At 70.0% G+C, this 20,076-nt stretch carries 19 protein-coding genes; 16 read left to right on the top strand and 3 right to left on the bottom strand.

The genetic code is table 11. From position 1 onward, the window contains the following. Positions 1-34 precede the first annotated feature (34 nt). Entirely contained in the window at positions 35-1,357 is a 1,323-nt protein-coding gene (locus ABIC47_RS15025) for an MFS transporter (protein ID WP_018190805.1), read from the bottom strand. 66 nt (positions 1,358-1,423) lie between these two features. On the opposite strand from ABIC47_RS15025, the gene ABIC47_RS15020 reads away from it, so the two are divergent. The 5 genes from ABIC47_RS15020 to ndk all read left to right on the top strand — a co-directional run bounded on the left by ABIC47_RS15020 (position 1,424) and on the right by ndk (position 7,953). Next, the gene (locus ABIC47_RS15020; RefSeq protein ID WP_354481546.1) at positions 1,424-2,041 is read left to right on the top strand and encodes a TetR/AcrR family transcriptional regulator; all 618 of its coding nucleotides are present in this window, start codon (positions 1,424-1,426) and stop codon (positions 2,039-2,041) included. 350 nt (positions 2,042-2,391) lie between these two features. Then, positions 2,392-5,739 carry an isoleucine--tRNA ligase gene (gene ileS, locus ABIC47_RS15015; RefSeq protein WP_354481543.1) on the top strand — a complete coding sequence of 1,116 codons (3,348 nt, stop codon included), beginning with the start codon at positions 2,392-2,394 and terminating at the stop codon, positions 5,737-5,739. Beyond that, positions 5,736-7,103 (top strand): bifunctional folylpolyglutamate synthase/dihydrofolate synthase, encoded by a 1,368-nt coding sequence (locus ABIC47_RS15010; RefSeq protein ID WP_354481540.1) that lies wholly within the window; start codon positions 5,736-5,738, stop codon positions 7,101-7,103. The genes ileS and ABIC47_RS15010 overlap by 4 nt, the downstream gene beginning before the upstream one ends. Continuing rightward, a complete protein-coding gene (locus ABIC47_RS15005; protein WP_354481537.1) occupies positions 7,100-7,534 on the top strand; it encodes a DUF4233 domain-containing protein in 435 nt (144 codons plus the stop codon). Before ABIC47_RS15010 ends, ABIC47_RS15005 begins: the two co-directional genes overlap by 4 nt. Further along, the gene (gene ndk, locus ABIC47_RS15000; RefSeq protein ID WP_018190810.1) at positions 7,531-7,953 is read left to right on the top strand and encodes a nucleoside-diphosphate kinase; all 423 of its coding nucleotides are present in this window, start codon (positions 7,531-7,533) and stop codon (positions 7,951-7,953) included. Before ABIC47_RS15005 ends, ndk begins: the two co-directional genes overlap by 4 nt. 317 nt (positions 7,954-8,270) lie before the next feature. On the opposite strand, the gene ABIC47_RS14995 is transcribed toward ndk, so the two are convergent. Beyond that, complete coding sequence (locus ABIC47_RS14995) at positions 8,271-8,888, bottom strand: vitamin K epoxide reductase family protein (protein ID WP_089875552.1); 618 nt, start codon at positions 8,886-8,888, stop codon at positions 8,271-8,273. A gap of 309 nt (positions 8,889-9,197) precedes the next feature. Here ABIC47_RS14995 and ABIC47_RS14990 point away from each other — a divergent pair, with 309 nt between their 5' ends. Continuing rightward, positions 9,198-11,801, top strand: a complete 2,604-nt coding sequence (locus ABIC47_RS14990) for an Rne/Rng family ribonuclease (RefSeq protein ID WP_354481533.1) — start codon at positions 9,198-9,200, stop codon at positions 11,799-11,801. A gap of 34 nt (positions 11,802-11,835) precedes the next feature. On the opposite strand, the gene ABIC47_RS14985 is transcribed toward ABIC47_RS14990, so the two are convergent. Further along, on the bottom strand, positions 11,836-12,114 hold the full coding sequence (locus ABIC47_RS14985) for a DUF4031 domain-containing protein (RefSeq protein WP_018190813.1): 279 nt from the start codon (positions 12,112-12,114) through the stop codon (positions 11,836-11,838). 288 nt (positions 12,115-12,402) lie between these two features. On the opposite strand from ABIC47_RS14985, the gene rplU reads away from it, so the two are divergent. From rplU to ABIC47_RS14935, 10 genes are all read left to right on the top strand, one after another. Then, positions 12,403-12,711: a 50S ribosomal protein L21 gene (gene rplU / locus ABIC47_RS14980; protein WP_029042780.1), complete on the top strand. Its 309-nt coding sequence runs from the start codon at positions 12,403-12,405 to the stop codon at positions 12,709-12,711. 26 nt (positions 12,712-12,737) lie between these two features. Then, positions 12,738-12,995: a 50S ribosomal protein L27 gene (rpmA, locus tag ABIC47_RS14975; RefSeq protein ID WP_018190815.1), complete on the top strand. Its 258-nt coding sequence runs from the start codon at positions 12,738-12,740 to the stop codon at positions 12,993-12,995. A gap of 88 nt (positions 12,996-13,083) precedes the next feature. Next, a complete protein-coding gene (gene obgE / locus ABIC47_RS14970; RefSeq protein ID WP_354481530.1) occupies positions 13,084-14,655 on the top strand; it encodes a GTPase ObgE in 1,572 nt (523 codons plus the stop codon). Next, positions 14,652-15,521, top strand: a complete 870-nt coding sequence (gene proB / locus ABIC47_RS14965) for a glutamate 5-kinase (RefSeq protein ID WP_354481527.1) — start codon at positions 14,652-14,654, stop codon at positions 15,519-15,521. Before obgE ends, proB begins: the two co-directional genes overlap by 4 nt. A 9-nt stretch (positions 15,522-15,530) precedes the next feature. Further along, on the top strand, positions 15,531-16,811 hold the full coding sequence (locus tag ABIC47_RS14960) for a glutamate-5-semialdehyde dehydrogenase (RefSeq protein ID WP_089875556.1): 1,281 nt from the start codon (positions 15,531-15,533) through the stop codon (positions 16,809-16,811). Positions 16,812-16,864: 53 nt separating this feature from the next. Then, positions 16,865-17,101, top strand: a complete 237-nt coding sequence (locus ABIC47_RS14955; protein ID WP_018190819.1) for a hypothetical protein — start codon at positions 16,865-16,867, stop codon at positions 17,099-17,101. A 12-nt stretch (positions 17,102-17,113) separates the two neighbouring features. Further along, positions 17,114-17,716, top strand: a complete 603-nt coding sequence (gene nadD / locus ABIC47_RS14950) for a nicotinate-nucleotide adenylyltransferase (RefSeq protein ID WP_354481523.1) — start codon at positions 17,114-17,116, stop codon at positions 17,714-17,716. Beyond that, on the top strand, positions 17,713-19,155 hold the full coding sequence (locus tag ABIC47_RS14945) for a hypothetical protein (protein WP_354481521.1): 1,443 nt from the start codon (positions 17,713-17,715) through the stop codon (positions 19,153-19,155). The genes nadD and ABIC47_RS14945 overlap by 4 nt, the downstream gene beginning before the upstream one ends. A 61-nt stretch (positions 19,156-19,216) precedes the next feature. Then, positions 19,217-19,594 carry a ribosome silencing factor gene (rsfS, locus tag ABIC47_RS14940; RefSeq protein ID WP_018190821.1) on the top strand — a complete coding sequence of 126 codons (378 nt, stop codon included), beginning with the start codon at positions 19,217-19,219 and terminating at the stop codon, positions 19,592-19,594. Between the two features lie 78 nt (positions 19,595-19,672). Then, entirely contained in the window at positions 19,673-20,008 is a 336-nt protein-coding gene (locus tag ABIC47_RS14935; protein ID WP_354481518.1) for a TFIIB-type zinc ribbon-containing protein, read from the top strand. Positions 20,009-20,076: the final 68 nt, after the last annotated feature.

Here is a 20,076-nt window from a genome sequence, read left to right as displayed (position 1 = left end):
CGGCCGGGTGTCCGGCCGGGTGCAAGACCTCGCGTCAGACCTCGTCGATGATCGGCTTCCGGCGCGCGGCGAGCAGGGCCGCGACCAGGGTGATCGCCGACATGACCGCGAGCACGATGCCCGGGTGCCACCAGGCGTTGCCGGTGGCCTTGCCGAAGATGAGCGTGAGCGCCGGGACGAACGACGTGAGCAGCGCCGCGAGGCTGTAAGCGACCGAGAGCCCGCTGTAGCGCACCTCGCTCGGGAAGAGGTCCGACATCAGCCCGCCGAGCCCCGCCCACGACAGGGTGGGCAGGATGCCGCCGATGATCATGCTGCCCACGAGGATCGCGAACGACGCGGACTGCAGCAGGAAGTACATCGGGAAGGCGACGATCAGGGTTCCGACCGCACCGATGGCGACGACCTTCGCCGAACCGATCCGCGTCGCCCAGAGGCCGAACAGCGGGATGGTGACCAGCTGCAGCAGACCGCCGATGGTCGTGGCGACCAGCAGATCCTGGTACTTGAAGCCCAGCACCGACGTGCCGTAGTCGACCATGTAGGTGTTCATCAGCGAGTAGGAGCCGATACCGAGGACGGCGGCGCCGATCCCGATGAAGAAGCCCGAAGGCGCCTTGCGGAACACGTCGATCACCGGGAAGCGGTCGCGCGTTCCCGTCTCGAGCAGCTTGCGGAACACCGGCGTCTCGTCGATCGACCACCGCAGGTAGAGCGAGACGAGCAGCAGCGGGAACGCCGTCAGGAAGGGGATGCGCCATCCCCAGGCCGCGATGTCCGCGGTCGACATGGTGAGGGTGAGGACGATGAACACCACCGCGCTCAGGATGGAGCCGACCGGCGAGCCCAGCTGGGGGAGTGCCGCGTAGAAGCCGCGCCGCTTCGGGTTGGCGTACTCGGTGGCCAGCAGGATGGAGCCGCCCCACTCGCCGCCGACCGAGAAGCCCTGCAGCAGACGCAGCAGCACGATCGCGATCGCCCCGAACCATCCGGCCGCCGCGTAGGTCGGGAGCAGTCCGACGAGGCCGGTGCTCAATCCCATGATGAGGATGGTGATGAGCAGGGTCGGGCGGCGACCGATCCGGTCGCCCAGGTTGCCGAACACGACAGCGCCGATCGGGCGGATGACGAAGCCGGCGGCGATGGCGAGGAACCCGGCCAGCGCTCCACCGAAGGCACCGAGCGGCGCGAAGAAGAGGGGGCCGACGAAGAAGGCCGCGAAGTACGCGTAGAGGTAGAAGTCGTACGACTCGAGCGCCGTGCCGACGAACGAGGCGATGGTGACGCGGCGTGCGGTGCCGGGGGTGATGCCCGGGCGGTCGGTCTCGCTGCGGACGGGGCTGGTGGTGGTTGTCACGGGTGTCCTTCAGAACGGATTAATATGTGGACCGGGTCCAATAATGGCACGAGAGGGGAACGCACGATGGCGCTGCCGCATTCCCCGCGCTCGTCCGGCTCCGGTCGGCCGCGCTCCTCGTCCCGCGAAATGCTGGCCGAGGCGGCCGCCGAGCTCTTCCTCGAGCAGACGTACGCCGGTACCACGGTCGACGACATCGCGCGCCGCGCCGGCGTCAGCCGGGCCACCTTCTTCAACTACTTCGGCTCCAAGAGCGACCTGTTGTGGCTGGAGGTGGATGAGGCGCTCGCCGCATTCGACACGACGCTCGCGTCCGTCCCGTCCGAGCTGGCGCCGATGGATGCGGTGCTCGACGCGGTCACGCGCCTCGCCGACAGTTTCGGCCCCGGGCGGCTGCCGCTCGCGGTGACCCAAGTGGAACTGATGGGAACCGATGCGGAACTGCAGGCCTCCGCGCTCCCGCGGTTCCTCGCGCTCGTCCGCAGCCTCCAGGCGTTCATCGCTTCGCGCGCGGCGCTCGGCGGCGACGCTCTGCTCCCGCGTGCCGCCGCCACCGCGGTCGTCGGAGCCGCCGTCTCGGCCGCGACCGCGTGGGCGCGCGCAGGCGTCCGCCGCGGCGCCCTCACCCCGCTCGTCCGGACGGCCGTCGCGCCGGTCTGCCGCGGCTACGCTTCCGCCCTCTGAGGTTGCTCGGCCCCGCGCGACGCACGTCGTCGCGAAGTGCACGTAGTTGCGGTCTCGGACGGCGTGTCGACCGCAACAAGGTGCACTTCACGGAAAGCCGGACGCGGAGGGGCGTGGAGCGGATAAGATGGAGGGCACAGGCATGGATCCGGGTATCGCCGGGGAGTCTTCGGAAGAACGGCGGACGCGCGAGCGGCGCTCAGTAGAACCGAACGGGGCCGGCCCGTCACAGCCGAAGAATGAGAGGCCCTTTCCGCCACCGGCGGCGGGTGGGGCAAGCGGGGTGGTACCGCGACGGGCGTGCGAGCGTCCGGCGTCCTCGTCCAGCACGAGAACCTGCCAGGAGTGAGATGCCGTACCCCAAGTCCGCGCCGGACTCGCCGCACGACGGCGAGCAGCGCCCCGACGTCACGCCGAGTCCCGTCTTCCCGGAGATCGAGACCGACGTCCTGAAGTTCTGGGACAAGGACGGGACCTTCCGCGCCTCCATCGACAACCGCGCCGACGCCGAGGAGTGGGTCTTCTACGACGGCCCGCCGTTCGCCAACGGCCTCCCGCACTACGGCCACCTGCTCACCGGGTACGCGAAGGACGTCTTCCCGCGCTTCCAGACGATGCGCGGCAAGAAGGTGGAGCGCCGGTTCGGCTGGGACACCCACGGTCTGCCCGCGGAGCTGGAGGCCGAGCGGCAGCTGGGCATCACCGACAAGAGCCAGATCGAGGAGATGGGTCTCGCCGCGTTCAATCAGGCGGCGAAGGACTCGGTGCTGCGGTACACCCGCGAATGGCGCGAGTACGTCACCCGCCAAGCGCGCTGGGTCGACTTCGACAACGACTACAAGACACTCGACACCACGTACATGGAGTCGGTGATCTGGGCGTTCAAGCAGCTCCACGAGAAGGGCCTCGCCTACGAGGGCTACCGCGTGCTGCCGTATTGCTGGCGCGACCAGACCCCGCTGTCGAACCATGAGCTGCGGATGGACGACGACGTCTACAAGATGCGTCAGGACCAGACCGTGACGGTCACTTTCCCGCTGGTCGGCGAGAAGGCCGAGGTGCTCGGACTCACCGGCGTGCGCGCCCTCGCCTGGACGACGACCCCGTGGACGCTGCCCACCAACTTCGCGCTCGCGGTCGGCCCCGACATCGAGTACGCCGTGCTGCCCTCCGGCCCGAACGGCGCCGCCGACTCCAACGGCGGACCGGACCAGGAAGTCCTGAGCGGCCGCTACCTGCTGGCGAAGGACCTCGTCGGCAACTACGCCAAGGACCTCGGCTACGAGTCGCCTGCCGACGCGGTGGCGGCGATCACCGGGACGCTGCGCGGTTCCGAGCTCGCCGACGTCGAGTACGACCGGCTCTGGGACTACTACGCCGACACCGAGAAGTGGGGCACGCAGAACGCGTGGCGCATCCTCGTCGACGACTATGTCACGGTCGAGGACGGCACCGGCATCGTGCACCAGGCGCCCGCCTACGGCGAGGACGACCAGCGTGTGACCGAGAAGGCCGGCATCCCGGTCATCATCTCGGTGGACGACGGTGGACGCTTCCTCCCGGACGTGCCCGACGTCGTCGGTCTGCAGGTGTTCGACGCGAACAAGCCACTGACCCGCCTGCTCAAGGAGCGGGGCCGGCTGCTGCGCCAGGCGAGCTACGAGCACTCGTACCCGCACTGCTGGCGCTGCCGCAACCCGCTCATCTACAAGGCGGTGTCGAGCTGGTTCGTCCGCGTCACCGACTTCCGCGACCGGATGGGCGAGCTCAACCAGCAGATCACCTGGGTGCCCGAGAACGTCAAGGACGGCCAGTTCGGCAAGTGGCTCGCCGGCGCCCGCGACTGGTCGGTGTCGCGCAACCGCTACTTCGGATCGCCCATCCCGGTCTGGAAGAGCGACGACCCCGCCTACCCCCGGGTCGACGTCTACGGGTCGCTCGAGGAGCTGGAGCGCGACTTCGGCCGCCTTCCCCTGAACGCTGCGGGCGAGCCGGATCTGCACCGCCCGTTCATCGACGAGCTCACGCGCCCGAACCCGGACGACCCGACCGGCCGATCCACGATGCGCCGCATCCCGGACGTGCTGGACGTGTGGTTCGACTCCGGGTCGATGCCGTTCGCGCAGGTGCACTACCCGTTCGAGAACCGCGACTGGTTCGACAGCCACAACCCGGCCGACTTCATCGTCGAGTACATCGGGCAGACGCGCGGCTGGTTCTACCTGCTGCACACGCTCGCGACGGCACTGTTCGACCGCCCGGCCTTCAAGAACGTCATCAGCCACGGCATTGTGCTCGGCAGCGACGGACAGAAGATGTCGAAGTCGCTCCGCAACTACCCGGACGTCAACGAGGTCTTCGACCGCGACGGCTCCGACGCGATGCGCTGGTTCCTGATGTCGAGCCCCGTGCTGCGCGGAGGCAACCTGGTGGTCACCGAGGAGGGCATCCGCGAGGGCGTCCGCCAGGTGCTGCTGCCGCTGTGGAACACCTGGTACTTCTTCTCGCTGTACGCCAACGCGACCGGGTACGAGGCGAAGCGCTCCACCACGTCCACCGACGTGCTCGACCGCTACCTGCTCGCCAAGACGCGCGACCTGGTGGAGGCCGTGACCGCCGACCTGGAGGCCCTGGACTCGACCCTCGCCGCCGCCAAGCTGCGCGACTTCGCCGACGTGCTCACCAACTGGTACGTGCGCCGCTCACGCGACCGGTTCTGGGAGGGCGTCAGCGAGGACGGGAGCGGTACCGAGGCTTTCGACACGCTTTACACCGTGCTCGAGACCGTGACCCGCGTCGCCGCGCCCCTCCTGCCGCTCGTCAGCGAGCGCATCTGGAAGGACCTCACCGGCGGCCGCAGCGTCCACCTCGCCGACTGGCCGGAGGCCGCCGAGTTCCCGGCGGACGACGCCCTGGTGGATGCGATGGACCGCATCCGTGCCATCAGCTCCACGGCGCTGTCGCTGCGAAAGCAGGCCGGCAAGCGCGTCCGGCTGCCGCTCGCCTCGCTCACCGTCGTGGCGCATGACGCCGCCGCGCTGGCCCGGTTCGAGGGCATCCTGCGCGACGAGCTCAACGTGAAAGCGGTCGAGCTGGTCGAGCTGCAGGACGACAGCGCCGCGCACTACGGCATCACGAGCAAGCTGACCGTGAACGCCCGCGCGGCCGGTCCGCGACTCGGCAAGCAGGTGCAGCAGGTCATCCAGGCCGCCCGGGCCGGCGACTGGTCGGAGACCGACGGTGTCGTCACCGTCGGTGGCGTCGAACTGGTCGAGGGGGAGTACGACCTGGTGCTCGAGACCGCGTCGGACGGCGACGGGACCTCGGCCCTGGCGCTGCTCGCCGGCGGCGGGTTCGTCCTGCTCGACACCGCGACGACCCCGGAGCTCGAGGCGGAGGGGCTGGCGCGCGACATCATCCGTGCCGTGCAGGACACCCGGAAGGCGGCCGGACTCGACGTCAGCGACCGCATCCGGCTCGCCCTGACGTTCGAGCACGAGGACGACGCGCGTGCGCTCGACCTCGCGGGAGACGTCGACATCGCGACCGAGACGCTGGCTCTGGCGGTGCAGGTGTCTGCCGCGGGAGCATCGACACCGGAGCAGCCCGCGTACGAGCAGCAGTTCGGCGCCGGGCAGTTCGCCAACGCCGGGGCGTTCACCGTCGGCGTCACCAAGCTGAACGAGGAGGAGTCGTGACCGACGAGGACGACTACCGCGACCGCGCAGAGGCCGTCTACCAGGCGCTGCTCGCCCGGGTCGGCGAGGGAGCGCCAGAACGGCGGCTCGACGCCACCCGCCGTGCGGTGGAGCTGCTGGGCGACCCGCAGCGCGCGTACCCGATCATCCACGTCACCGGCACCAACGGGAAGACGTCCACCAGCCGCATCGCCGAGAGCCTGCTGCGCGCCTACGGGCTCCGCACCGGACTGCTCACGAGCCCCCACCTGGTGCGCTTCAACGAGCGCATCGTGATCGACGGCGAGCCGATCGAGGACGAGGCGCTCGTGCGCAACTGGGAGGACATCAGCCCGTACCTGGAGATCGTGGATGCGGAGCTGACGGAGGCGGGCAAGGCACCGCTGACGTTTTTCGAGGCGTTGACGGCCCTGGCCTTCGCCGCGTTCGCCGACGCGCCTGTCGACGTCGCGGTGATCGAGGTCGGCATGGGCGGCGAGTGGGACTCCACCAACGTCGGGGACGGCCAGGTGGCCGTATTCACCCCGATCGCCCTCGACCACACCAAGGCGCTCGGCGACACCGTCGAGGAGATCGCGCGCACCAAGTCCGGCATCGTGAAGCCGTCGGCCGACGTCGTGTCGTCGGCGCAGACTCCCGAGGCCGACCGGGTGCTGCGGGATGCCGCGCTGCTCACCGAGTCGACCTTCGCCGAGCAGCCGGGCGACTTCGATGTCGCATCGACCCGGGTCGCCGTCGGCGGACAGCTGGTGACGGTGCGTGGACGCGCGGCGACCTACGAGGACGTCTTCCTCCCGCTGTACGGCGACCACCAGGCGCAGAACGCAGCCGTCGCCGTGGCAGCGGTGGAGACGTTCCTCGGGCGCGGGACGCAGCCGCTCAATCCCGCCCTCGTCGAGGAGGGGTTCGCCACGGCCACGTCGCCCGGCCGCCTGCAGCTGATCGGCATCGAGCCGAGCATCCTCGTCGACGCCGCGCACAATCCCGCCGGCGCCGCGGTGCTGGCCGAGGCGCTTCGCAGCTACTTCGACTTCGACGAGATCACCTTCGTCGTCGGCATCCTGGGCGACAAGGATGCGCGCGGCGTCATCCGAGCGCTCGCGCCGGTCGCCACGCAGTTCTTCGTCACGCGTCCCGACTCGGACCGGGCGCGGGAGGCGGAGGACCTCGGCGAGCTGGTGCGCGAGGAAGTGGGCGACGAGGCGACCATCGTCTACTCGGACCCCATCGACGCGCTCGAGTCCGCCCGCGACTGGGCGGGCGAGGAGGGCCGCCGCGCGGTCGTCGTGGCCGGCAGCATCGTGCTGGTCGGCCAGGCCATGGCGTACGCCGAGGAGCAGGAGTGGAAGAAGGCGGCGACGTGACCGACGCCGGATCCGACGCGCCAGAGCAGTCTGCGGGAGACCAGCGCGCCGGCCGCCCGCGCCGTCAGCGCTCGCTCCGTGAGCTCCTCGGCTCGATCGTCCTCGGTTTCGAGCTGCTCGTCGTCTTCCTCGGCGCGCTCGTGCTGTTCGGCCTGGGCTCGCTGCCCGCCGGCGTCGCACTGGGCGGGGGAGCGGCGCTCATCGTGCTGATGATCGTCGCGATCGGGCTGCTACGGAACACCGTCGGCGTCGTCCTCGGCTGGATCGTCCAGGTCGTCATCGTGGCGGCCGGCCTCCTCGTCCCCGCCTTCTTCATCGTCGGCGCGATCTTCACCGCCATGTGGGCGTACTGCATGATCGCCGCCGCACGCATCGACCGAAACAACCGGGCCGCGGCTGCCGCGGCCGACAATGGAACGGAGAACCCATGACCAGTGCCGTCGAAGAGACCCTCGTCCTCATCAAGCCGGATGGAGTGGCCCGCGGGCTGACCGGTGAGATCCTGCGCCGGATCGAGGCGAAGGGCTACTCGCTCGTCGACCTGCGGATGCTGCAGGCCGACCGCGACCTGCTCGCGCAGCACTACGCCGAGCACGAGGGCAAGCCGTTCTACGAGCCGCTGGTGGAGTTCATGGAGTCGGGCCCGATCGTGGCCATCCGCCTGGCGGGCAACCGCGTGATCGAGGGCTTCCGTTCCCTCGCCGGCGCCACCGACCCGACGACCGCGCTCCCGGGCACCATCCGCGGCGACCTCGCCCGCGACTGGGGCCTCAAGGTGCAGCAGAACCTCGTGCACGGCTCCGACTCGCCCGAGTCGGCACAGCGCGAGCTCGGTCTCTGGTTCGGCTGAGCCGACAGCTACACGAAAGGGAGGCGCCCCCGGCCGCTACGGCCCCGGGCGCCTCCCTTTCGCACATCCAGCGGTGTGTCGGGTCGGATGCTCCTCCGTTTCCCGCCGCCTTGTCTTGCGCGCGCAAAGGGAGGCACATCGGTCAGACACGCCGGGGAAGCGCTGCGAACGGAGGGATCTTCCGAGAAGGAGTGCCCGGAATGCCTCCGTTTCTCGCGCTGCTTCCCACGGCGCAGAAGAGGAATGTAACGCGCCGCCTCCGGTCGGAGAGTAGGCGGTCCGGCGGTCCGGCCAAGCGGACCGATCAGGCGACCCGATCAGACGAAGGCGCGGTGGATCCAGTCGAGCTGGATCTGAGCCAGGATCGCGACGATCGCGTAGCAGACGATGGTGATCAGCGGCACCCAGCCGTACAGGGTGCGGAATACGCGGCGGGCGCGCTCCGGCACGGGGATGTTGCCCTCCTTGAGGTTGTAGAGGGTCACCGCCCAGAAGGTGGGGATGGTCACGAGCCAGGTCACCATGCACCACGGGCACAGCACGTTGAGCACGGTGATGGACTGGGTGATCAGGAAGATCACGAGCACCAGCGCGAGCAGCACGCCCACGTTGAACGCGATCCAGTACCAGCGGGCGAATCGTGCACGATTCGCCAGCAGGCCGGCGCCGACGGCGATCGTGGCCGTCCAGCCGCCGAGACCGAGGATCGGGTTCGGGAAGCCGAGCAGCGATCCCTGCCAGGAGTTGAGGTTCTTGGCGCACCCGACGAGAACGGAGAAGTTGCAGGAGAGCTGCGCGTTCGGATCTTCCAGGAGGTGGAACTTGTCCACGGTGAGCATGAACGCCGCCCAGACTCCGATGAGTCCGGCGATGATCAGGAAGACGGCGAGAGCGGTCGGGCGGCGGTAGGAAACCTCGGCGGGGCTGTCTGGCACCCTCGGATTATGGCATGACGTCTGCGTGTCGTCCTGGGAGGAGACTCGGGTGGGCCCGCGCCCGTGCGATAATCGTTGCAGCAGTCGTCCCGGCCGAGGCCGGGAGCACCGACAGAAGGCTTGAGGGCGCCCAGAGCGTCCGTGAAAAATGCCGGCCGTGATGGCCGGTGGAGAACATGAGCCGGATGCAGGCCGCGCCACGAGCCCGGCGGTATCCGAACAGGATTGAGGGAGGCGCCGCTCGCGCCGCCTCCCGACGGAGAGACCCGGTGAGCGGGCAACCGCCACCGGTCGAGGAGTGCACCAGCGATGGTGGATAACGAAAATATCGACAACACGGACAACAACGAGACGGAGACGGGAGGACGGAAGCGCAAAGGGCTCTTCGGCGCACGACGCGTCGTGAAGAAGCCCTTCCAGGCCGCACAGGCCGACGCGTTCCCGCCTTCCTCCGGACAGATAGCGGCCGAGCAGGCCGACGGCGAGCCCACCGGCGATCAGACGGTCGCCGAGCCCGAAGCGCCACAGGCTGCCACCGTCGAGGAGACGGCGCCCGCCGCCGGTGAGGCCGCGGCACAGCCCGCCCTCGCCGCCGACGGCGTGCAGCCCGCTGCCGGCCTCGAGCCCCCGGCGCTCCCGGACAAGCACGGCGAGGCGGAGGCGCCGGTCGTCGGCGCCGCCGCGCCCGGCCTGCCCCCGACGACCCTGCTCTTCCAGGCGCCGGACGTCCTGCCGCTCCCGCCCCTCCCCGAGGGCGACGAGGAGCCGGCCGGCGGTGTCCGCCGTCGGTCCCGCCGCCGCGCGGGCGAGTCGCGCGACAACGCCAACGACCCGGCCAACACCGTCGTCAAGGTGCGCACGCCGCGCGAGCCCGAGCTCATCACCGAGCCGCAGAAGGTCAAGGGCTCCACGCGTCTCGAGGCGAAGAAGCAGCGCCGCCGCGACGGTCGCGACGCCGGCCGTCGCCGCCCGGTCATCACCGAGGCCGAGTTCCTGGCCCGCCGCGAGTCGGTCGACCGGCAGATGGTCGTCCGCTCGAAGGGTGGCCGCATCCAGATCGGCGTTCTTGAGGACAAGGTGCTCGTCGAGCACTACGTCGCCCGCTCGCAGGAGGCGTCGCTCATCGGCAACGTCTACCTCGGCCGCGTGCAGAACGTGCTCCCCAGCATGGAGGCCGCGTTCGTCGACATCGGCCGTGGCCGCAACGCCGTCCTGTACTCGGGCGAGGTGGACTGGGATGCGGTCGAGACCGGCAACCAGCCGCGCCGCATCGAGCTGGCGCTGAAGCCCGGCGACCGTGTGCTCGTCCAGGTCACCAAGGACCCGGTCGGCCACAAGGGCGCCCGCCTCACCAGCCAGATCTCGCTCCCGGGCCGCTACCTCGTGTACGTGCCCGGCGGATCCATGAACGGCATCAGCCGCAAGCTCCCGGACACCGAGCGCTCGCGCCTCAAGAAGATCCTCAAGGAGGTGCTGCCCGAGAACGCGGGCGTGATCGTGCGCACCGCCGCCGAGGGTGCGACCGAGGAGCAGCTGACGCTCGACGTCACCCGCCTGACCTCGCAGTGGGCCGACATCAGCACGCGTGTCGAGACCCAGCAGGCTCCTGCTCTGCTGCACAGCGAGCCGGACCTCCTGATCAAGATCATCCGCGACGTCTTCAACGAGGACTTCCAGAAGCTCGTCATCGCCGGCGACGACGCGCGCCAGACGATCGAGAACTACCTCCGCCAGGTCGCCCCCGACCTGCTCGACCGCGTCGAGCCGTACACGGGAGAGCGCGACGCGTTCGACGAGTTCCGCATCACGGAGCAGATCGAGAAGGCGCTGGAGCGCAAGGTGTGGCTGCCGTCGGGCGGTTCGCTCGTCATCGACCGCACCGAGGCCATGACGGTCGTCGACGTGAACACCGGCAAGTTCGTCGGCTCGGGCGGCAACCTCGAAGAGACCGTCACCAAGAACAACCTGGAGGCGGCCGAGGAGATCGTCCGTCAGCTCCGGCTGCGCGACATCGGCGGCATCATCGTCGTCGACTTCATCGACATGGTGCTGGAGTCGAACCGCGACCTGGTGCTCCGCCGTCTGGTGGAGTGCCTGAGCCGCGACCGGACGAAGCACCAGGTCGCCGAGGTCACCTCGCTCGGTCTCGTGCAGATGACCCGCAAGAAGCTCGGCCTCGGCCTGCTGGAGACCTTCAGCGAGGCGTGCGAGGTCTGCGCCGGCCGCGGTGTCATCGTCCATCACGACCCGGTCGTCAAGCACCGCCAGCCGCAGCAGCCGCAGAACGAGCGTCGCCGCGGCCGCGGTGGGAGCACCGGCGGCGGCAGCAACGGCGGCTCGAACGGGAACGGCAACGGAAACGGCGGAAACGGCGCAGGCGGCCACAACGGCACGCACGCCATCACCGACGACGCCAAGAACGCGCTGGCCAAGATCGCCGCGTCGACCATCCACCACGACGAGGAGGCGAAGGCGCAGGAGAGCGCCGCGTCGGCCGACGTCGAGCAGATCAGCGTGACCGAGGTGACGCTGACCGAGGTCACCGCCACGAAGAAGCGCCGCCGCAAGGGCAAGGGCGGTGCCGACCGGCAGCAGGCCGAGACCACGCCGTCCGAGGACACGGTCAGCGAGCCCGCGTCGGAGCAGCCGACCGAGGTCTCGGCGGAGGCTGCGCCCGAGGCTGGGGCTTCGGAGCCGTCGGCCGAGCCGATCCTCCCCCTCCTCGATCTTCCGGAGCCGGCGGAGGTGCGCCCGCCCGCGACGCGCCCGTCGCCGGAGGAGGCCGAGCTCCTGCTCGACTCCGTCCTCGAGGCGCTGCCCGCGCCGAAGGAGCCGGGTCAGGGCCGCAACCGGAGCCGACGTGCGAGCACGGCGGTCATCGCCGGCGGTGAGCTGGCGCCGAAGGGCGAGTAGCCTCCACCACCGGGCTGGAGCGACCGGGACGCCGTCAGTGTCGGCGGCGGACCCGGTCGCGCGCCCGCACCCGCAACCCGCTGGCGATGAGCCGCGACACGAGCTCCTTGCCGGAGACGGGATGCGCTCCGGCCGCCACGAGCTCGTCGTAGCGCCGGTCGGGCACGTCGTAATGGTCGATGTCGAAGGCGCGGCGCTGGATGTCGTTCGCCTCGGCGAAGGCGTGCAGCTCATCGAGCGACGCGTCGCTGACCAGATGCGACCACAACATGCCGTGGGCCGGCCATGCCGGGGGATCGATCAGGACCGTCATAGAATGATTCTAGGAACCGGTTCCGAAGTCTGAGCCGGACGGTCCCGAAGCCGGAACGGTGTCGCCACCGTGACGACGGCCGCTGAATTGACGGCCTGTCGGGCGTCGGGTAAAGTTGACCGTTGGTGTGTGCCGGGTGTGACCCGCGCAGCCATCATGGTTTTCTGAGAGCAGCCGGGAGCATGTCGCTACCGGCGGGACTCGCCAGTGACTTCCAAACAGTTGAAGAAGCAGGACCAGGTCCGCGGCAGCGCCGGGAACTGTTCCCCGACGAAAAGGTACGTGAAAGTGGTTTACGCAGTTGTGCGCGCCGGTGGCCGGCAGGAGAAGGTCGAGGTCGGCACCATCGTGACGATGGACCGCGTCAAGGCCGACAAGGACGGCAAGATCGAGCTCGCGCCGGTGCTGCTGGTCGACGGTGACAAGATCACCTCCGACGCCAAGTCCCTCGCGAAGGTCACCGTGACCGCCGAGGTCCTCGGCGACCTCCGCGGCCCGAAGATCGTCATCCAGAAGTTCAAGAACAAGACCGGCTACAAGAAGCGCCAGGGCCACCGTCAGGAGCTCACGCGCGTCAAGATCACCGGCATCAAGTAGCCGACGGCTCTCGAGGAGAAGACACCATGGCACACAAAAAGGGAGCGAGCTCCACTCGCAACGGCCGCGACTCCAACGCGCAGCGCCTCGGCGTGAAGCGCTTCGGCGGCCAGACCGTCAACGCGGGCGAGATCCTGGTCCGCCAGCGCGGCACCCACTTCCACCCCGGCGTGAACGTCGGTCGTGGCGGTGACGACACGCTGTTCGCCCTCGCCGCCGGCGCGGTCGAGTTCGGCACCAAGGGCGGCCGCAAGGTCGTCAACATCGTGGCGGCCGAGGCCTGAGCCTCGACCACGAGCACCACTCTTCCGGATGGGCGGGCTTCGGCCCGCCCATCCGCCGTTTCAGCACCACAAGCAGTAGGAGAGCACCATGGCGACGTTCGTTGATCGCGTGACGTTGCACTTGCGCGCCGGCAACGGCGGCAACGGGTGCGTCTCGGTCCGGCGCGAGAAGTTCAAGCCGCTGGCCGGTCCCGACGGAGGGAACGGCGGCAACGGCGGCGACATCGTCCTCGTCGCCGACCCGCAGGTCACCACGCTGCTCGGCTACCACCGCCACCCGCACCGTTCGAGCGACAACGGCGGCTTCGGCATGGGCGACCACCGTAGCGGCCACACCGGCGAGACCCTCGAACTGCCCGTCCCGGTCGGCACGGTCGTCAAGAGCGCCGACGGCGACGAGCTCGTCGATCTGTCGGAGCCCGGGATGCGCTACGTCGTCGCTCCCGGCGGCGTCGGCGGCCTCGGCAATGCCGCGCTGGCGAACCCGAAGCGCAAGGCGCCGGGCTTCGCGCTGCTGGGCACCCCCGGGTGGGAGGGCGACGTCCAGCTCGAGCTGAAGACGGTCGCCGACATCGCCCTGGTCGGATACCCCTCGGCGGGCAAGTCGAGCCTCATCGCCGCAATGTCGGCCGCGAAGCCGAAGATCGCCGATTACCCCTTCACCACGCTCCACCCGAACCTCGGCGTCGTGCAGGCGGGCGACGTCCGCTACACCGTCGCCGACGTCCCCGGTCTCATCGAGGGCGCGAGCGAGGGACGCGGGCTGGGCCTGGAGTTCCTCCGTCACGTCGAGCGCTGCTCGGCGCTCCTGCACGTGCTCGACTGCGCGACGCTGGAGCCCGGTCGCGACCCGCTGAGCGACCTGGACGTCATCCTCGGCGAGCTGGCCGCCTACCCGGTCCCCGAGGGGCAGACGCCGCTCCTGGAGCGGCCGCAGCTGATCGCTCTGAACAAGATCGACGTCCCGGACGCCCGCGAACTGGCCGACTTCGTCCGCCCGGAGCTCGAGCAGCGCGGCTACCGCGTCTTCGAGATCTCGACGGTCAGCCATGAAGGCCTCCGCCCGCTGTCGTTCGCCCTGGCCGAGATCGTGGAGCAGGCGCGCGCCGAGCAGGCCGCACTCGAGCAGGCACGACCCCGCATCGTCATCCGCCCGAAGGCCGTCGACGACTCCGGATTCGTCGTCAAGGTCGAGGGCGGCACGGACGGCCCGGTGTACCGCATCCTGGGCGCGAAGCCGGAGCGCTGGGTCGCCCAAACCGACTTCGCCAACGACGAGGCCGTCGGCTTCCTGGCCGACCGCCTCGCGAAGCTCGGCGTCGAGGACCAGCTGGTCCGCGCGGGCGCCATCGCCGGCTCCACCGTCGTCATCGGCCGCGACAACGGCGTGGTGTTCGACTGGGAGCCCACGCTCACCTCCACCGCGGAGCTCATCACCTCGCCCCGCGGAAGCGATGTGCGTCTGGACACCAACGCGCGTCCGACCCGCGCTCAGCGCCGCGACGACTACTTCGAGCGGATGGATGCGAAGGCCGAGGCCCGCGAAGAACTCCTGCGTGAGCGCGAAGCCGGGCTGTGGCAGGACGACAGCTACGACGACAACGTGGTGCGCAGCGCGGCTGAGGGCAGCCGTGGAGACGAGGAGACCGCAGAGGAATGACCATCGACGACCGCAGCCAGATCCCCTCCGCCCGACGCATCGTCGTCAAGGTGGGCTCGTCGTCCATCAGCGGCGAGAACGCGGGGCAGATCGTGCCGCTGGTCGACGCCCTCGCCGAGGCCCACGGCCGCGGAACGCAGGTCATCCTCGTCTCGTCCGGCGCCATCGCGACCGGCGCGCCTTTCCTGTCGCTCTCGGAGCGCCCCACCGACCTCGCGACGCAGCAGGCGGCGGCTGCGGTCGGTCAGACCGTGCTCATCTACCGCTACCAGGACAGCTTCGATCGCTACGACATCGTCGCGGGGCAGGTGCTCCTGACCGCGGGCGATATGGAGAACCCGACCCACCGCAGCAACGCCAAGCGTGCGATGGAGCGGCTGCTCGACCTCCGCATCCTGCCCATCGTGAACGAGAACGACACCGTCGCGACGCACGAGATCCGGTTCGGCGACAACGACCGTCTGGCTGCGCTGGTCGCGCTGCTCGTCGACGCCGACCTCCTGGTGTTGCTGTCCGACGTGGATGCGCTCTACACGCGTCCGCCGCACGAGCCCGGTGCGGAGCGCATCGAGGTCGTCGGCTGGGACGACGAGCTGGAGGGCGTCGAGATCGGGTCGACCGGTCTCTCCGGTGTGGGCAGCGGGGGAGCGGTCACGAAGGTCTCGGCCGCCCGCCAGGCCGCCGAGCGCGGCACCGCCGTGGTGCTCACCGCCACGTCGCTGGTATCGCAGGCGTTGCGCGGCGAGCAGGTCGGCACGTGGTTCGCGCCCGCGCCCGACACGCACGCAGCCGACGCTTCCGTCCCCAGGTCCGGGCTCTCCACCGGTTCGACCGCAGCCGTCACCTCCGATGCCGCGGCGTCCTAGAATCGACGCATGTCCTCGTTGACCGGTGCGCTGCCCACGGCCGCGCTCTCCCTGCACGAACGGCTCGCCGCCGCCAAGACCGCGTCGCGCGACCTCGCGATCGCCGATACGGATCGTAAGAACCGCGCGCTGCGCGCCATCGCCGACGGTGTGCTCGCCGCGTCGGCCGACATCCTCTCCGCCAACGAGCTCGACCTGGCCAACGGCCGTGAGAACGGCCTCTCCACCGGCCTGCTCGACCGCCTGACGCTGAGCCCGGCGCGCCTGCAGGGTCTCGCCGACGCCGTCCTCGAGATCGTCGGCCTGACCGACCCGGTCGGGCAGGCCGTGCGCGGCAGCTCGCTGCCGAACGGTGTGAAGATCACGCAGGTGCGCGTCCCCTTCGGCGTCGTCGGCGCGATCTACGAGGCCCGCCCCAACGTCACGATCGACATCGCCGCGCTCGCGATCAAGAGCGGCAACGCCGCGGTGCTGCGCGGCGGCAGCGCGGCCATCGAGACCAACCGCGTGCTCGTGCACGTCATCCAGCAGGCGCTGGCGAGCGCCGGCCTTCCGTCGGATGCCGTGCAGACGATCGACGACTTCGGCCGCGAGGGCGCCGCCGAGCTGATGACGGCGCGCGGCTTCGTGGACGTGCTCATCCCGCGGGGGAGCGCCGACCTGATCCAGGCCGTGGTGACCCAGTCGACGGTGCCGGTGATCGAGACCGGCGCGGGTGTCGTTCACGTGGTGCTCGACGAGTCGGCCCGTGAGGACTGGGCCGTCGACATCGTCCGGAACGCCAAGGTCCAGCGGCCGAGCGTGTGCAACGCCGTCGAGACGCTGCTCGTGCACCGCGCCGCCGCCGAGCGGCTGCTGCCCCCCGTGCTCTCGGCGCTGCGCGCCGAGGGCGTCACCATTCACGCCGATGACCGCGCTCTGCCCTTCGCGCCGGATGCGGTGCCGGTGACGGACGAGGACTACGCCACCGAGCACATGAGCCTCGACATCTCCGTGAAGGTGGTCGACGACCTCGACGAGGCGATCGAGCACATCCGCCGGTACTCCACCCAGCACACGGAGTCGATCATCACGAACGACCTGCAGAACGCCGAGCGCTTCCTGGCCGAGGTCGACTCCGCGGTCGTGATGGTGAACGCTTCGACGCGCTTCACCGACGGCGGAGAGTTCGGGTTCGGCGCCGAGGTCGGCATCTCGACGCAGAAGCTGCACGCGCGCGGGCCGATGGGACTCCCGGAGCTCACCAGCACCAAGTGGATCGTCCGCGGGTCCGGCCAGGTCCGGGCGTGACCGACCGCTAGACTTGACGGCGGGCCGAAGGCCCCGAGAAAGGATCACGCACGATGTCATTCCTGACGACCGTCCTCGCCGAGGCGGAGACCCACGTCGAACTGCCGATGCCCACCTGGGCGTTCGGCGCTATCGCCATCGTCCTCTTCATCGCCCTCGCCTTCGTCGCCTGGAGCTTCAAGGATGTCGCCAACCGGCACAGCCACCGCTCCGCCCCCGACGCCGCCGCCCACGCGGGCGCTCCGGGTGCCACGCACCACGGCACCGGCCACCCGACCCAGGGGCACTGAGCCGATCCGGGCATGGAGCTGAAGGAGACGGGCCGGCCGCGGATCGGTGTGATGGGCGGCACTTTCGACCCCATCCACCACGGCCACCTGGTGGCCGCCAGCGAAGTGGCCCAGTCGTTCGACCTCGACGAGGTCATCTTCGTCCCGACCGGTCAGCCCTGGCAGAAGGGCGCCGTCACCCCGCCGGAGCACCGTTACCTGATGACGGTCATCGCGACCGCATCCAATCCGCGGTTCACCGTGAGCCGGGTCGACATCGACCGGGTCGGTCCGACCTACACCATCGACACCCTGCGTGACCTCCACGAGGAGCGGCCGGACGCCGAGCTGTTCTTCATCACGGGCGCCGACGCCATCGCGCAGATCCTCAGCTGGCGCGACGTCGCGGAGCTCTGGGAGCTCGCGCACTTCGTGGCTGTGAGTCGCCCGGGACATGACTTGAGTATTTCTGGATTGCCGGAGCAAGACGTAAGCTTGTTGGAAGTTCCGGCCCTGGCGATCTCGTCGACCGATTGCCGGAGCCGGGTGAGCAGGGGATTCCCGGTGTGGTACCTGGTACCGGACGGGGTTGTTCAATACATCTCCAAACACCATCTGTATCGGAGCGTGGCATGACATCGTGGCCTGAACAGCCGCCGACGGGCCAGCCGCAGACGCGGCGACAGGCGAGGGAGTTCGAGCGCTCCGCCTCCCGACGTGCCGGAACCGCTGAGCCGACCCCCGGCGGACAGATCCCCGAGATGACCACCACCGTGCCCCCGCGCGCGCCCGAAGAGGATGCTGCCGCGGCCGACACGGCGCAGCAGGGCGAGAAGCCGCAGGCTGAGGCGCAGGCCGCCGAGAAGCCGCAGGCCGAGTCGAAGCAGGCCGAGCCCGCCGCCGCGAAGGCCGAGCAGGCGCCGGCCCAGCCGGAGCGTCCGGCCATTCCGGCCAGCGCGTTCGCCGAGCCCGGCGTCTCGTCGCCCTCGCGTGACGCCTTCGACCTGTTCCGTCAGGGTCCGGACACCTCGCAGCCCGAGCCCGTCACGCAGCCGATGGCCATCCTTCAGCCGACCACGGCGTCCGCGGCGCCCGCGTCCACCCCGCCGGCTTCAGCGAACGCCGGGTCGGAGCGCACTCTGACGCGCCGCGAGCTCCGCGCGATGCTGCAGGCGCAGGAGGCCAACGCCCAGGCCAATCACGCGCCGGCCGCGGGGGAGCAGGTCTTCCCCGTGTCCTTCACGTCCGGTCCCGAAGAGTCCGGCGCCAAGGAAGGGGCAGCGGAGTCCGGCTCGTCGGCTCCGCAGGCCGCTGCTGCTGCTCCCGCCGCCGATCCGCTCGCAGCCGATCCCGCGACGCCCGCCCCGACCAGCGAGAAGTCGGCCTGGCCGTTCGCCCCGCTGACTCCATCGTCAGCGCCGACCGCATCCCGTTCCGGCCAGTCCGAGACCACGGTCACCCAGAGCTCCACCTCTCCCTTCGCCGCCTTCGGCACTGCGGAGCCGAAGGTCGACGCCCCGGCTGTCGAGGCCCCGTCCGCGCCCGCCCCGGCGAAGAATGAGGAGCCCGGCGAGACCGCCGCACAGGAGCGCCGGCCGTTCACCCCGCCGACCGGGCACTGGTCGACGGCCGCCGAACTGGACGACCAGAACCAGCCGATCATCTCGCGCAACGTCGCCCAGTCGACCGCCGCGACGACGACCAATGCGCTCATCCTGCCCGTCATCCCGCAGCCGGATACCCGCGCGCCGCTGACGAGCACGGGGGAGATCCTGGTCACCGGCTCGATCGACCTGCCGCGCGGGATGGGAGCCACCGGCGCCCACCCCGACCGCATCGACTCCTCGGACCTCGACCGTCTGCTCGACGGCGAGGAGAACGAGTTCAACACCTCGGAGGTGCAGCCGGTCCGCGCGTCGCGCGCCATCAGCACCCACACCTCCACCCGGGGCGTCATCGCCCCGCCGAAGAAGCGCGGCAACACGCTGCCGGTGATCCTCATGGTCACGGCCGGCGTCTTGGCGGTGAGCGTCACCGCGCTGCTCGTGGCCGCCTACGTGCTGAAGGTGTTCTGATCATCCGCACCTGCGCCACTCTTCTCGCACCGACCGCGACCCCACGACCGGAGGACCTTCCGTGACCGCATCCCAGCACGCCCGGGAGATTCTGCAGGTAGCTGCCGCCGCCGCCGACTCGAAGGGCGGACAGGACCTCGTGGCCCTCGACGTGTCGGGCCCGCTGCCGCTGACGGATGCGTTCCTGCTGGTCAGCGGACGCGTCGAGCGCAACGTCGTCGCCATCGCCTCCGAGGTGGAGGACCGCCTCAACGAGGCCGGAGTGAAGACGCTGCGCCGTGAGGGCAAGGGGGAGGGCCGCTGGGTGCTCCTCGACTTCGGCGACCTCGTCGTGCACGTCTTCCACGAAGAGGACCGCATGTACTACGCGCTCGAGCGCCTCTGGAAGGACTGCCCGACGATCCCGATCGAGCTGCCCGTCCACGAGAACGCCGAGTAGAGCGCCGCGCACCCGGCTCCCAGCGTTCTGTCGGGTTCACCTGAGAGGCCTCTCATGAAGGGCCGCTTGGATGGGCACATGAAGTGTCCCAACGACAACGCGACCCTGGTCATGAGCGAACGCCACGGCATCGAGATCGACTACTGCCCGGAGTGCCGGGGAGTCTGGCTCGATCGTGGAGAGCTCGACAAGATCATCGACCGCGCCGGGACCTCGGCTCCGGCCGCGCCCGGCCCCCAGGCCGCCCCGCGGCCAGTGCCGCCGCAGTACGCCGCGCCGCAGCCGTACGCGGAGCCGCAGTACCGCGAGCCCCGGTACGGCGACCAGCGCTACAGCGACCCGCGCTACGACCAGCAGGGCCAGCGCCCCTACAAGAAGAAGAAGGAGAACTGGCTCAGCGAGCTGTTCGACTGACACGAGCGGCGCTCAGTTTTTTCTGGCGGGCGCGATGTAGTAGTCTGAATGAGTTGTTCCGGGAGGTC

Source organism: Leifsonia sp. 563, assembly GCF_040545055.1.
In the GTDB taxonomy this organism is placed as follows: domain Bacteria; phylum Actinomycetota; class Actinomycetes; order Actinomycetales; family Microbacteriaceae; genus Leifsonia.
Note: the sequence above shows the minus strand (reverse complement) of the source record. Positions and strands in the feature narration are given on the sequence as shown.